At 61.8% G+C, this 12863-nt stretch carries 11 protein-coding genes; 8 read left to right on the top strand and 3 right to left on the bottom strand.

Annotated features, from left to right (window positions below):
• Window positions 1-2: 2 nt before the first annotated feature.
• Together ACHEXK_RS04975 and ACHEXK_RS04970 are read right to left on the bottom strand one after the other, a co-directional pair.
• Window positions 3-443 (bottom strand): RbsD/FucU family protein, encoded by a 441-nt coding sequence (locus ACHEXK_RS04975; RefSeq protein ID WP_416548257.1) that lies wholly within the window; start codon window positions 441-443, stop codon window positions 3-5.
• Window positions 437-1225, bottom strand: a complete 789-nt coding sequence (locus tag ACHEXK_RS04970) for an ATP-binding cassette domain-containing protein (RefSeq protein ID WP_416548256.1) — start codon at window positions 1223-1225, stop codon at window positions 437-439. Before ACHEXK_RS04970 ends, ACHEXK_RS04975 begins: the two co-directional genes overlap by 7 nt.
• Window positions 1226-1389: 164 nt before the next feature.
• Between ACHEXK_RS04970 and ACHEXK_RS04965 the strand changes: the two genes are divergently transcribed.
• From ACHEXK_RS04965 to ACHEXK_RS04955, 3 genes are read left to right on the top strand one after another with little or no spacing between them, the layout of a single operon-like run.
• Window positions 1390-2355, top strand: a complete 966-nt coding sequence (locus ACHEXK_RS04965; RefSeq protein WP_416548255.1) for a sugar ABC transporter substrate-binding protein — start codon at window positions 1390-1392, stop codon at window positions 2353-2355.
• 57 nt (window positions 2356-2412) lie between these two features.
• Window positions 2413-3357, top strand: coding sequence for an ABC transporter permease (locus ACHEXK_RS04960; protein ID WP_416548254.1), 945 nt, complete (start codon window positions 2413-2415; stop codon window positions 3355-3357).
• Window positions 3358-3374: 17 nt separating this feature from the next.
• The gene (locus ACHEXK_RS04955) at window positions 3375-4307 is read left to right on the top strand and encodes a carbohydrate kinase family protein (protein ID WP_416548253.1); all 933 of its coding nucleotides are present in this window, start codon (window positions 3375-3377) and stop codon (window positions 4305-4307) included.
• Here ACHEXK_RS04955 and ACHEXK_RS04950 read toward each other — a convergent pair.
• A complete protein-coding gene (locus ACHEXK_RS04950) occupies window positions 4304-4942 on the bottom strand; it encodes a DedA family protein (RefSeq protein WP_416548252.1) in 639 nt (212 codons plus the stop codon). The genes ACHEXK_RS04955 and ACHEXK_RS04950 overlap by 4 nt on opposite strands.
• 55 nt (window positions 4943-4997) lie before the next feature.
• Between ACHEXK_RS04950 and mutL the strand changes: the two genes are divergently transcribed.
• The 5 genes from mutL to ACHEXK_RS04925 all read left to right on the top strand — a co-directional run bounded on the left by mutL (window position 4998) and on the right by ACHEXK_RS04925 (window position 12852).
• Window positions 4998-7007 carry a DNA mismatch repair endonuclease MutL gene (gene mutL / locus ACHEXK_RS04945; protein WP_416548864.1) on the top strand — a complete coding sequence of 670 codons (2010 nt, stop codon included), beginning with the start codon at window positions 4998-5000 and terminating at the stop codon, window positions 7005-7007.
• A 121-nt stretch (window positions 7008-7128) separates the two neighbouring features.
• Window positions 7129-8346, top strand: coding sequence for a multidrug effflux MFS transporter (locus ACHEXK_RS04940; RefSeq protein ID WP_416548251.1), 1218 nt, complete (start codon window positions 7129-7131; stop codon window positions 8344-8346).
• Window positions 8343-9311, top strand: coding sequence for a tRNA (adenosine(37)-N6)-dimethylallyltransferase MiaA (miaA, locus tag ACHEXK_RS04935; protein WP_416548250.1), 969 nt, complete (start codon window positions 8343-8345; stop codon window positions 9309-9311). The genes ACHEXK_RS04940 and miaA overlap by 4 nt, the downstream gene beginning before the upstream one ends.
• Window positions 9308-10837: a GDSL-type esterase/lipase family protein gene (locus ACHEXK_RS04930; RefSeq protein ID WP_416548249.1), complete on the top strand. Its 1530-nt coding sequence runs from the start codon at window positions 9308-9310 to the stop codon at window positions 10835-10837. The genes miaA and ACHEXK_RS04930 overlap by 4 nt, the downstream gene beginning before the upstream one ends.
• Window positions 10834-12852, top strand: a complete 2019-nt coding sequence (locus ACHEXK_RS04925) for an acyltransferase family protein (protein WP_416548248.1) — start codon at window positions 10834-10836, stop codon at window positions 12850-12852. The genes ACHEXK_RS04930 and ACHEXK_RS04925 overlap by 4 nt, the downstream gene beginning before the upstream one ends.
• The last annotated feature ends 11 nt before the right edge of the window (window positions 12853-12863 follow it).

The following is a 12863-nucleotide window of genomic DNA, read 5'->3' as shown; positions in this document are numbered from 1 at the left end:
CGTTATAGCAAGATCACACCCTTGCAAAACAGGGCGTTGCCGTAGGCCGTGCCCTCTCCGCTTTGCACGATCAGGCTGGCCCCCTTGATTTTCTCGTAAAACGCATAGCGCTCCACCGGCTCCACCTGTTCGGGTTTGAAGCCTTCGGCCACCACCAAATCCACAACGGCCTGCTGGGCCGCCGTGCGGTGGTCGTCTGCGCCATGGCACACGCGCATGAAGGCGGCAGGCTGCGCCACATCGATCGCCAGCGGAAACACCGACAGCACCGCTTGACTCACCCGCTCCAGGCTGTGGCCGGGAATGCGCACCAAGGGTTTGCCTTGGCTCAAAAACGAGGCGGTGAAATTGGCATCCACCACCGCCACCCATTCACCGTGGCCCATGGCGCACAGGTGCATCAGCAACTCCGGGGTGAGCAGCGGATCGATCCCTTTCAGCATGTGAGCGCCTCTTCAGAGGGCAGACTGGCCGGGTCGATGGCGCCGGTGATCAGTCCCACGATTTCTTCGGGGTTGGTCTCTCGGCTCAGGCGGCTGCAGATGATCCGGCCTTGTCGGAACACCCAGATCCGGTCCACCAAGTCAAACACCTGCCGCAAATTGTGGCTGATGATGATCAGCGGTATGCCCTGCTTTTTTAATCCTTTGATGATCTCTTCCACACGCGCCGTTTCCTGAACGCCCAAGGCTGCGGTGGGCTCGTCCAGGATGATGAGTTTTTTGGCAAACCCGGCCGCTCGGGCAATGGCCACGCATTGACGCTGCCCACCTGACATGCCGCGCAAGCTCTCGGACATGTCTTGGATTTTGACGCCCGTGGTGGACAACATGCTGGCGGACTTTTCGCGCATGGCCTTGTGGTTGAGGATGGACAGCGGGCCCAAATTCAAGCGCGTGATCTCACGGCCCAAAAAAATGTTGGCCGGCACATCCAAGTCCTCGGCCAGGGCCAGCGTTTGGTAAACGGTTTCGATGCCCTGCTCGCGGGCGTCCAGTGGCGATTCGAAATGGACCTTTTGCCCATCGAGGAGGATGTCCCCAGCGTTGGGCTGCTCGGCCCCGGTGATCAGGCGAACAAACGTGCTTTTGCCCGCGCCGTTGTCGCCCACGATGGCGGCATGTTCGCCGGGCAAAAGGCGAAATTGGGCGTCGGTCAGGGCTTTGACCCCGCCGTAATGTTTGGTCAATTGTTGGATTTCAAGAACGGGTGTGGGTGTCGACATGGTGGCTACTTTCACGATGAATGGACGCCATCATGAACGAATGGCGAAAAAACCGTATTAGTAAAACTACTAGGTTTACTTAGTCGTGTTTTTCCTTTCCAATCCGTTCGCGGTCAGAGAAAAGGTTTTCTGCCCGATTCAACCCCACAACGGAGATAAGACCCATGATCACCAAACGCACATTCGGCCGTCTGGCCATCGCTGCAGCAGCCGCCACTTTGTTCACTTCTGCCATGGCTGCAGACGTGACCGTGGCCTACATCACCAACGGCAACACCAATGAGGGCTGGACCCTGATCAACGGCGGCGCCAAAAAAGCCGGTCAAACCAAAGGCGTCAAATTCATTGAATTGGCCGCCGACAAAGGCGAGTTGTCACGACAGCTGGCCATCGTGGAAGACATGATCACCCGCAAAGTCAACGCCATTGCCATTGCCCCTGTCGACTCCGCCGGCATCGCCCCGGCCATCAACAAAGCCCTGGCCGCTGGCATTGCCGTGGTCGCGGTGGACACCGGCATCACCGGCGCCAAGATCACGTCTTATGTGGCCACCGACAACATCAAAGCAGCCAATGTGCAGGGCAAATGGGCTGCTGAGCAAATCAAAGACGGTGACACCGTGATTTACGTGACCGGTGACCAAGGTCAATCCACTGGCCAAGAGCGTAAGAAAGGCTTTGTCGATGCATTGAACGCCGGCCGCAAGAACGTCAAAATTGTGGAAGTGCCCACCACTTGGGACCAAACCATGGCCCAAAACGGCGTGGAAGCTGCTCTGCGCGCCAACCCCAATGCCAAGGTGATCGCCTGCGCTTGGGACGGTGGCGCTCTGGGTGCCAAAGCCGCGCTGATGGCCGCTGGCAAGAAGCCTGGCGACGTGAAAATTGCTGGTTTTGACGGCTCCCCCGGTGGCCTGGACATGATGAAACAAGGCTGGCAGCAAGCCAACGCCGCCCAGATGCTGGCCAAAATCGGCCAAGTGGGCGTGGAAACGGCCATCGCCGCCGCCCAAGGCAAAAAGGTCGAGGCCCGCATCGACACCGGCTCCTTCCTGGTGCTGCCAGCCAACGTGGACAAGTTCGCTGCCGACTCCGGCGTGGGCCAGTTCATGAAGGTCAAGGCCAAGTAATGGCCAGCCCGGACCTGCGGGTCCGGGCTTGTTTTTTTTTGAATAACGAGAATTTTTATGAAATCCATCACCCGACAAGAGTGGTACGGCGCTTTGGTCGCAGTGCTTGTGCTGGGCTTTTTGCTCACCTTCGCCTCGCCCTATTTTTTAACCACCGGCAACCTGTCCAACATCTTGGTGCAGGCCTCGGTGATCGCTTTGCTCGCGGGTGGACAGACTTTTGTGATTTTGACGGGCGGCGTCGACTTGGCTGTAGGCGCCCTGACCGCGCTGGCGGGTGCCGTGGCGGGTCACATGATGATCAAACTGGGCGTAGACCCCTATCTGGCCATGGCTGCAGCGCTGGCGATCGGGGCAGCCGTCGGTTTGTTCAACGGCTACTTGGTGGCCTTTGTCGGCATCCCTGCCTTCATCGTCACGCTGGGCGGACTGACGCTGTGGCGAGGTTTGGCCTTTGACATGACCGGTGGTTTTGACAACGCTGGCTTGCCCGATCCCCTGCCCTTCATCGGCTATGGCGACGTGTTTGGCATCCCCATGCCCACCTTGATCACGGGCGTCTTTTTTGTGGTCATGGCTTTTGTGTTGTCGAGCACCAAAATCGGCCGCTACGTGTACGCCATGGGCTCCAATGAAATGGGTGCACGCCAAGTGGGCATCAACATCCGTTGGTACAAATTGGGCGTGTATGTGATTTCGGGCCTGTGCTGCGCACTGGCCGCCATCGTGCTGATGGCCCGCATGGACTCGTCCAGCGGCAAGATGGCGCAAATGTTCGAACTCGACGCCATTGCCGCGGTGATTTTGGGCGGCACGTCGCTGTTTGGTGGGCGCGGCAGCATCTGGGGCAGCTTGCTGGGTGCAGTGCTGATCACCATGATCCGCAACGGCATGAACCTGATGGAAGTCTCGCAGTTCAAGCAAATGATGGCCATCGGTGCCGTCGTTATCCTCGCCGTTTGGATCGACGTGCTGCGTCGCCAACATTTGCTCAAAAAATAAGCACTTTTGGTTTGAACATGACAACCCCGATTTTTGTGCTGGGTGAAGCCCTGATGGACTGCATCGCTCAGCCTGATGGGCAGTTGCGTCCCTTGATGGGCGGCAGCCCCTTCAACTTGGCTCGTGCCGCAGCGCTGCAAGGTGCCAAGGTGTCTTACCTCAACCCTTTGTCCCACGATTTTTTTGGTCAGGGGATGGTGCAACAGTTGCGGCAAGACGGCGTCGAGCTGCCCGGCGGCATCAGCGCCCTGCCCACCTCTTTGGCGGTCGTCCAAGTCCAACAGGGCCAGCCCAGCTATGGTTTTTACCGAGAAGGCATAGCAGACCGCGACTACACGGTGCAAAGCGTCGTGGACCGACTTGCGCAACAGCCCAAGGCCGGGATCTTGCACACCGGCTCTTTGCTCCTGATCCCGCCCGAGCACCACAAAGTGGTGGCCATTCTGACATCGGCACGCGCCCTGGGTTGGACGATCAGCGTCGACATCAATCTGCGCCCCCAAGTGGCCGGTGCCTTGCCACCCTATGTGAGGGCTTTGCGAGAAGTGATCGGGCTGACCGACTGGCTCAAAGCCAGTGACGAGGACTTGATCACCATGGGTTACTCCCCGGTTTCCCTCGCTCAATCGCCCCGCTTGGTGCGTGAATTGCGCGCCGAAGGCATGCAGGGAAGTTTGAGCCGTGTGGCGCTGACCTTTGGCGGCGATGGCGCACATCTGGATGTCGACGGCCATGCCCACAGCCTGCCTGTGCCACCTGTCAGCGTGGTCGACACCGTGGGTGCTGGGGATACTTTTTGGGGCAATACCTTGGCCGACTGGGCCGGCCAAGACGGGGGCGCTGCCGACCGTGTGGCCGACACCTTGGCACGGTCCATGACAGCGGCCGCCATCAACTGCACCCGACAAGGGTGCCAGCCTCCAACACGTGCCGAAGTCTTGGCGTTTTAATCTGCGCGCCGAGCTTTCCAAGCGCCGAACAGGGCCATCAGGCCCGGCACGATGATCAGGGCCCAAATGATCTTGGACAGGTGGGTTTGCACAAAAGGCAAGTTGCCAAACAAGTAGCCCGCCAGGGTCAAGCCCAGCACCCAAATCAAGCCGCCCACCACATTGAACAAGGTGAACTTGCTGCGCGTCATCTCGGCCACGCCCGCCACAAAAGGCACGAATGTGCGAATGAAGGGCATGAAGCGCGCCAAAATGATGGTGATGCCACCGTATTTTTCGTAAAACGCGTGGGCTTGGTCAAAGCCCTTGCGGCTGAAAAACCGCGAATCTTCCCACTGGAACACCTTGGGACCAAAGTAGCGCCCGATGGTGTAGTTGGTCTGGTCGCCCAAAATGGCGGCCACCAGCAACAAAGCCATGACCAGCGGCAGGCTCATCAAACCTGCGCCGCACATCGCGCCCACGATGAACAACAAAGAGTCACCGGGTAAAAATGGCATGACCACGACGCCAGTTTCAACAAAAATAATGAGAAACAACAAGGCGTAGACCCAAGCCCCATGTTGGGCGACAAAGGCTTCCAAATAGCGGTCAACGTGGAGGATGAAATCAAGGAGTTGCAAAAGTAGGTCCATCCTGGGATTATCCCCGGCCAAGCCCTAAAATCGGGTGGTGACTTCTCAACCCACCATGGCCCCCGCGCGCCGCCCCATCCGCGAACTCCCCGATGAACTGATCAGCCAGATCGCCGCAGGCGAGGTGGTCGAACGCCCCGCTTCGGTGGTGCGCGAGTTGGTGGACAACGCCATGGATGCGGGTGCCCGCAGCATCACCCTGCGTCTGATGGGTGGCGGCACCCGCCTGATCTCGGTGGAAGACGACGGCAGCGGCATTGCCCCCGACGAGTTGGCCACAGCCCTCAAGCGCCACGCCACCAGCAAAATCGGCAACTTGGACGAGCTGGAATCGGTGATGACCATGGGTTTTCGCGGCGAGGCGCTGGCGGCCATCAACTCGGTGTCCGAACTCACCCTGCTCTCGCGCATGGACGATCAGCCCAATGCCTTTGCGCTGGACGGCCGAACCGGCGAGATCCGCCCGGCCGCCCGCGCCGTGGGCACCACGGTGGAGGTGAAAGAGCTGTTTTTCTCGACCCCCGCTCGCCGCAAATTTCTGAAAAGCGACAGCACCGAGCTGGCCCATTGCATCGAAGCCGTGCGCCGCCACGCCCTGGCCCGCCCCGATGTGGGCTTTGCCATCTGGCACGAGGGCAAACTGCTCGAACAGTGGCGGGTTCACCCCGGTGCCGCCGGGCTGGCACAGCGCCTGGCCGATGTGCTGGGGCCCGAGTTCGTGGCGCAGTCCATCGCGGTGGACCACCAAGCTGGGCCGCTGCGGGTGATCGGTCGCGCAGGACTGCCCGACGCCGCCCGTTCGCGCCCTGACCACCAGTTTGCCTATGTGAACGGCCGCTTTGTCCGCGACAAAGTGGTCATGCACGGTGCGCGCAGTGCCTACGAAGACGTGCTGCACGGACACAAACAACCGGCCTATGCCTTGTTCATGCAGATCGACCCCACTTTGGTGGATGTCAACGTGCACCCCACCAAAATCGAAGTGCGTTTTCGTGACAGCCGGGCTGTGCACCAGGCGGTGCGACATGCGCTGGAAAGCGCACTGGCCGCGCCGCGCTCCCAGCAACTGAGCGACGAGGCGACAGAGTCCGGCAGCGGCGTGGCGTTGAAAGCGCCCCCCCCCAGCGCCTTGCCGGCATCATCGGCTTGGCAGCAAAGCGGCATGGCATTTGAACCGCGCCCCCATCCAACCACAGGGTCATCACCTCAATTCAAACCCGCAGAATTTGTGCGACCCCGGGTGGATGGCGAACAGGCGATGGCCGACCTCAAGGCACTGTGGCAACCTGTCGCAGATTCGGGCGCTGGCGCGAATCCGTATGCCATGGGGGAAACCACCATCCCCGCACAAGCCGCTGAGACCGTCGGACTGTGGCCATTGCCCTCTGTGGCACCAGGCGATGCGCTTGCAGGGGCCAGGGCCGTGCGGTCACAGGAAACACCGCCTTCGCCCTTGCCCGAGGGCGAGTGGCCTTTGGGCCGTGCTGTTGCACAACTGCACGGCGTCTACATCCTGGCCGAGAACAAGCAAGGCTTGGTGGTGGTGGACATGCACGCGGCGCATGAACGCATCGTCTACGAACGCCTGAAAAACCAGCTCACCAGCGCCGATGGCGAAGGCCCTCGCATCGCCAGCCAACCGCTGCTGATCCCGGCCACCTTCGCGGCCACCCCCACCGAAGTGGCCACGGCCGAGGCATGCGCAGAAGTGCTGGAACAACTGGGTCTGGAAGTTGCGCCCCTGTCGGCCAAGACCCTGGCCGTGCGCGCCGTGCCCATGAGCCTCGCGCAGGGCGACGCGGTAGAACTGGCCCGCAGCGTGTTGGCCGAGTTGGCCCAACACGACGCCAGCACTGTGGTGCAACGTGCCCAAAATGAGATTTTGGCGACCATGGCCTGCCATGGCGCGGTGCGCGCCAACCGCCGCCTGACACTCGATGAGATGAATGCGCTGCTGCGTCAGATGGAGGAGACCGAGCGCTCCGACCAATGTAACCATGGCCGCCCCACTTGGCGGCAGATGACGATGCGCGATCTGGATGCGCTGTTCTTGCGAGGCCGGTGATGAAGCGCTCAGCAATGGCCAGGCGTGCTGGCTGGACCGCCCATTTGGGCGAGCAAAACAGGTTGCAGGTCAACCGTGCAACGGCGCTGTCGTCCAGCGCGCAGCAAGCCCCCCCTTGACCATGTCGCCCCAACTCATCGTTCTCATCCTGGCGCTGCTGCTGGGCCTGCAGCCGGTCACCACCGACCTGTATTTGCCTGCCCTGCCCGCCATCACCCAAGGCTTTGGTGCAGGGATGGGGCAAGCCCAACTGACGCTGTCGGCACTGCTGTTGGCTTTTGGCCTTTCCCAGCTGGTCTGGGGACCACTGTCTGACCGCTTTGGGCGCAGGCCCATCTTGCTCTGGGGCATGGGCGCCTACACCTTGGCCTCGGTGGCTTGCGCCTGGGCACCCGACATGGCTTGGCTGATCGCCGCACGCGCCGCGCAAGGCATCGCCATGGGGGCTGGCGTCATGGCCGCACGCGCGGTGGTGCGCGATGTGTTTCAACCCGCACAAGGCGCCACTGTCATGTCACAAGGTCTCACGGGCTTGGGCATCATCGCCTGTGCTTGTGCGCCGCTGGGCGGCTTGTTGACCGACACCTTGGGCTGGCGCTTCGCCTTGCTGGCGCTGGCCATTTATGGCGCTGCCACACTGGCTTTGTTGGCCTGGCGATTTGAAGAAACACTGGCTCAACCGGACCCACATGCCCTGCGTGTCGGTCCGCTCATCCGCGCCAACATCGAGATCGTGCGCAACCCGGTGTTCCTGACTTGGTGCGCACTCTCGGCCAGCTCCTACCTGGGGCTTTTCACCTTTTTGGCCAGCTCCTCGTTTGTCTTCGTCACCTTCATGGGCTACAGCAAAACGGCCTACGGCTTTCTCATGCTCAGCATGTCGCTGTCCTACATCATCGGCACTTTTTGGTGCCGCTGGATGCTGCGCCGCACCAGCGTTCACCGCACCGTGGGCATCGCCGCCATCTTGACGATCACGGGTGGCGGGGGCATGGCTGGTTTGGCCTATGCGGGCCAAGGCCAGGACTGGTATGGCGCCTGGGCGGTGATGGTGCCCATGTACATCTTCATGCTGGGCCACGGTGTGCACCAGCCTTGCGGGCAAAGCGGTGCGGTCGCCCCCTTTCCGCACCGGGCCGGCACGGCCTCAGCACTGAACGGTTTTTTGATGATGCTGGGCGCTTTCTTCATGGGCGGCTGGTTGGCCAACCACATGGATCAACCGGTTTTTGCCCTCGCACACGGCCTGTTGCTGTGGGCCGTGGTCATCGCAGCCGTGGCATGGGGTGCTGTGCAACGCCATGGCAAACCGCTGGTCAAGCCGGTGCAATTGCCATGAACCACTTGGTAACAGCTCGCCCCATCGACGCCATCGCCATCGTGGGCCCCACGGCCTGCGGCAAAACGGCAGCGGCTTTGGCATTGGCCGAAAGCCTGCAAGATCAGGGTGGTGCTGAAATCATCAGCATGGATTCAGCATTGGTGTACCAGGGCATGGACATTGGCACCGCCAAGCCCAGCCGCCTTGAACGCGCTGCGGTGCAGCACCACCTGATCGACATCCTCGACCCGAGCCTGAGTTACAGCGCAGCCGACTTTGCACGAGACGCCACAGCCCTCATCTCAGACATCCGAGCGCGCGGCAAAACACCCTTGTTGGTGGGCGGCACCATGCTGTACCTCAAAGCGCTGCTGGAGGGTTTGAACGACATGCCTGCGGCCAACCCCGACATCCGTGCCCAGATCCAGCGGCAAGCCCAAGACCTGGGTTGGCCGGCCATGCACGCCCGACTGGCCCAAGTCGATGCCAGCGCCGCCGCCCGTCTGGCGCCCGGTGACAGCCAACGCATTGGTCGCGCCTTGGAAGTCTGGATGGCCACAGGACAAACATTGACGGCGTTCCACCACAGCGCCAAGCGCCAGCCCCCCGATTGGCACATTCCGACCATCAGCCTGGAGCCCACCGAGCGCGCTTGGTTGCACGGGCGCATTGCCCAGCGCTTTGACGACATGATGGCGGCGGGCTTCATGGACGAAATGCGCCGCTTGCGCCAGCGTGGCGACCTGAACCCGGATTTGCCCTCGATGCGCTGCGTGGGATACCGCCAAGCTTGGGAAGGCTTGGATGCGGGTTGGCCCGACAGCCGGGTACGAGAGCTGGGTGTTGTGGCCACTCGCCAATTGGCCAAAAGACAAATCACGTGGCTGCGCAGCATGCCGCAAAGGCATGTGGTGGCTGTAGATGGTGCGCCAGACCCGCTCAAACGTGTTCTGGATTGGGCCCAGGAGTTCTTGCGGTCATGAAAAAAACAACTGCTGGGCTGATCTGGATCTGTCTGCTCCATGCAGCGCCAGGAAAAACACAGGCGCCATCTCAGCCACCGCCCTTGCCCCCTGTGGCGATCACGGCTGCGGCGGTTTCGGTGCAGACCCTGCACATCGACAACCAGGGCCGACGCCCCGTGGAGCTGGTTTGCCCCCGCAAAGGGCCCAGCCCAAGTCGCCCCACACCAGCGCCTGCCGCACCGACCGAACTGCCTGAGGCGCAAGACGTTGAGCAAGCGCTGCAAGAGCTACCCAACCCATCGGCCCTTCGCACGGCACCTTCAAGCCCCATCAGGGGCCCTCTGCGCCAAGACCAGACGGGTCCCTTCCGCATCGCCATCTGGGGGGACAGCCACATGGCCGCTGCTTTTTTCAGCGACCAAATGCTGCGCCAACTCACGGGGCCTGCTGGACCCCATGAACTGGCGGTGAGCAGCCGTTTTGTGCATGCCGGGGTGGGTCACGGTGGCGTGCGCGCCTTGGTGCGAAAAACCTGTTTGACGGGCGACTGGGCACGCGAGATGGCTTATGCACACAGTGATGCAGCGAGCGCGCCCGGCCCAGGCATGACCAGCTTGGTCGCCAAACGGCCTGGGGCGAGCTTGGCGCTGGATCTGCGGGACAGTCAAGGCCTGGCTCGCCTGACGCGTTTTCAGATCTTGCACCATGGTGACCCCACAGGCAGCACGCGTTTGGCCATCGGCGTCGACGGTGAAGCCGAAACCGAGTTGCCACTGGCACCCCACGCTGGACCGGGTGTTTTGGAGCTGAGCACCACCTTGCCTTTGTCGACCTTGCACATCCGCGTGGTCGAGGGTGCCTTTCGCTTTCAAGGCCTCAAGCTCCCCCCTGCGCTGCCGCCCAAGGCCATCCACATGGACCTGTTGGCTTATCCAGGCGCCACTGTCTCCGGTTGGGTGCGCAGCGATTTGGCCTATCTGGCCTCATGGTTCACTGACCAAGCCTATGACCTGGCCCTGATCGCCTTTGGCACCAACGAAGGCCATGACCCGCGCTTCAATGAAACGGCGTACAAAGACACCCTGAACAAAGCCCTTGGCAACTTCCGCCAAGTTTTTCCGACAACACCGTGCGTGCTGATCAGCCCCGGTGACCGCGGGATTCGGGTGGTCAAATCCTCCAAAGCCACCGCCAAAGCCAAAGCCAAAGCCACAAAAAACCATTCGAAGAAGAAGGCCCCCCCCGCCAACAACACCCCCACCCCACCCCAAGCCACCCAGCCCAGGCCGACAGCACCTGCGACCCAACTGCTGAAATACAGCCGCATTCACGCACAAATTGGCCAAATCCAAACCGATTTGGCGGCGCAACACGGTTGTCTGTTTTGGAGCATGCAAGAGGCCATGGGTGGCTTGGGCAGCGCCTACCGCTGGGCCCGCCAGACCCCGCCCCTCATGGCCCCGGACCTGATTCACTTCACGCCAGCCGGGTACCGTGAACTGGCCAACCGCTTCATGGCCGACTTCGGTCTGAGCACGCCATGAGCACACTGGCCCGTTTACCCGGCCTCGATGGCCTGCGCGGCGTGGCTGTGCTGGCCGTCATCGCTTACCACCTGCAACTGGGCGATTTTTGGCCTGCCGGATTTTTAGGGGTGGACATTTTCTTCACCGTCTCCGGCTTCATCATCACCGCGCTTTTGTTGCAAGAACAGGCGCAAACCGGTCGCATTGACTTTGCCGCCTTTTACCTGCGCCGGGCACGCCGCTTGTTTCCAGCGGCCAGCGTCATGCTGCTCGGTCTGGTGGCGCTCACACCGTGGTTGCTGCCGGATGCGCTGCCGCGCTTGGTTGAAGACCTGCCCGCAGCTTTGCTCTACCTGTCCAATTGGTGGCAGATCGTGGCGCAACAGTCGTATTTCGAGGCCATCGAACAACCCCGTTTGCTCAAGCACTTGTGGTCTTTGGCTGTCGAAGAGCAGTATTACCTGCTGTGGCCGCTGGTGGCGCTTGGGCTGCTGCGCCAAACGGGCAAAACCGGTTTAGGTCTGGGCGCAGGCACCATTGCAGTGGCCAGCACCGCCTGGATGGCTTGGCTGTATGTCACGCAGATCGACGGCGGCGATCCCAGCCGTGTGTACCTGGGCACGGACACCCATTTGATGGGCCTGCTGACCGGCTCTGCACTGGCCGCTTGGTGGAACCCGTGGCAGCCTGGCTGGACTTCCCCCGCCCAACACAAGGTGATCAACCTGGCAGGTGCAGCCGCACTGGCCGCTCTGGTCTGGGGCATGGCCCAAGCCCATGAAGGCATGCCCGGGCTGTACCAGGGTGGTTTTTTGGCGGCTGCTGTGCTGACCGCCTGGGTGATTGTGGCCTGCACAGCTGAAGGCACATGGGTGGCCCGTTGGCTGTCCACGCGCCCCATGTTGTGGTTGGGCGCGCGCTCCTATTCGCTGTACCTGTGGCATTGGCCCATGGTGATCTGGTTCACGCCTGGCCCACAAGCCGACATGTTGGAGCTGGCCGGGATCAACGCCACCCGGATGGTGCTCACACTGGTCTGTGCCGAAGCGTCCTACCGTTGGGTAGAAAAACCTTGGGTTTCGGGTTCGAAACATGGCTGGGGACGTCGCACTTGGCTGGGGCTCACGGCCCTGGTCTTGGTCAATGTCGCGGTGCTCAGTGGCATGCAGCCGCTCAGGCAACAAGCGCCCTCCCAGACCCACACCCATTCAGAACAGGCCTCGCTCCAGCTGAACAAGTCCCAAGTGGCCGTGTCCGAGACCTCGGGGTCATCCAGGTCCGCCACCACGCCGAATCTGAACAGCGCGGGCCCTGCTGACCAAGAGCTCACACTGGTGGGCGACTCGGTGATGCTGGGGGCCAGCCCTTATTTGCTGCGCCGCTGGCCTGCCGCACGCATCGAAGCCAAAGTGGGCCGCCAAGGCAGCGAGGGCCTGAAGCTGGTCCAAAACCTGCGCGCACAAGCACAGTTGGGCGACGCTGCCGTCATCCATCTTGGCACCAATGGGTATTTGGGTGAAGCACAATTTCGGGCCTTGCTGGCACAGCTGGCCGACCGTCAAACGGTGGTCGTGCTCAACGTCTATGGGGCTCGGCGCTGGACGGGTCCCAACAACGCACTGATCGCGCGGATCAGCCAAGACTTTGACAACGTGCGCTTGGTGGACTGGCATGCAATCGGGCAAAACAACCCGGCCTACTTTGTGCAGGACGGCATACACCTCTCGAGCAGCGGCATCCATGCGTATTACCAGCAAATCCGGATCGCTTTGGGCCAGCCCGAAGTGATGGTGACGGAGCCCGCGCCACGACACACCCAAGCGCCTCAACGCCCCCCCTCTCGGCCGCCTGCATCGCCCGCATCTGCGCCATCCAGCGCAAACACCACCACAGCGCCCATGGCGGTGATACCAGCCGACCCCTTGGCCAGTGGCCACCCAAGCGCACCCGACGCGACCGAGCGCGCCACCCCTGCCACCGCGTCACCCAGACCACCGGCGTCAGCGAATCCCACTTCGGCGTCTGAGAACTGAGCCCGCCCTGC

This window comes from Limnohabitans sp. DCL3 (assembly GCF_048019295.1).
GTDB lineage: Bacteria > Pseudomonadota > Gammaproteobacteria > Burkholderiales > Burkholderiaceae_C > Limnohabitans_A.
Note: the sequence above shows the minus strand (reverse complement) of the source record. Positions and strands in the feature narration are given on the sequence as shown.

Excerpts from the sequence above, each read along its gene's own strand:
- ACHEXK_RS04975 (WP_416548257.1), bottom strand. The coding sequence starts at position 443 with ATGCTGAAAGGGATCGATCCGCTGCTCACCCCGGAGTTGCTGATGCAC.
- ACHEXK_RS04970 (WP_416548256.1), bottom strand. The coding sequence starts at position 1,225 with ATGTCGACACCCACACCCGTTCTTGAAATCCAACAATTGACCAAACAT.
- ACHEXK_RS04965 (WP_416548255.1), top strand. The coding sequence starts at position 1,390 with ATGATCACCAAACGCACATTCGGCCGTCTGGCCATCGCTGCAGCAGCC.
- ACHEXK_RS04960 (WP_416548254.1), top strand. The coding sequence starts at position 2,413 with ATGAAATCCATCACCCGACAAGAGTGGTACGGCGCTTTGGTCGCAGTG.
- ACHEXK_RS04955 (WP_416548253.1), top strand. The coding sequence starts at position 3,375 with ATGACAACCCCGATTTTTGTGCTGGGTGAAGCCCTGATGGACTGCATC.
- ACHEXK_RS04950 (WP_416548252.1), bottom strand. The coding sequence starts at position 4,942 with ATGGACCTACTTTTGCAACTCCTTGATTTCATCCTCCACGTTGACCGC.
- mutL (WP_416548864.1), top strand. The coding sequence starts at position 4,998 with ATGGCCCCCGCGCGCCGCCCCATCCGCGAACTCCCCGATGAACTGATC.
- ACHEXK_RS04940 (WP_416548251.1), top strand. The coding sequence starts at position 7,129 with ATGTCGCCCCAACTCATCGTTCTCATCCTGGCGCTGCTGCTGGGCCTG.
- miaA (WP_416548250.1), top strand. The coding sequence starts at position 8,343 with ATGAACCACTTGGTAACAGCTCGCCCCATCGACGCCATCGCCATCGTG.
- ACHEXK_RS04930 (WP_416548249.1), top strand. The coding sequence starts at position 9,308 with ATGAAAAAAACAACTGCTGGGCTGATCTGGATCTGTCTGCTCCATGCA.
- ACHEXK_RS04925 (WP_416548248.1), top strand. The coding sequence starts at position 10,834 with ATGAGCACACTGGCCCGTTTACCCGGCCTCGATGGCCTGCGCGGCGTG.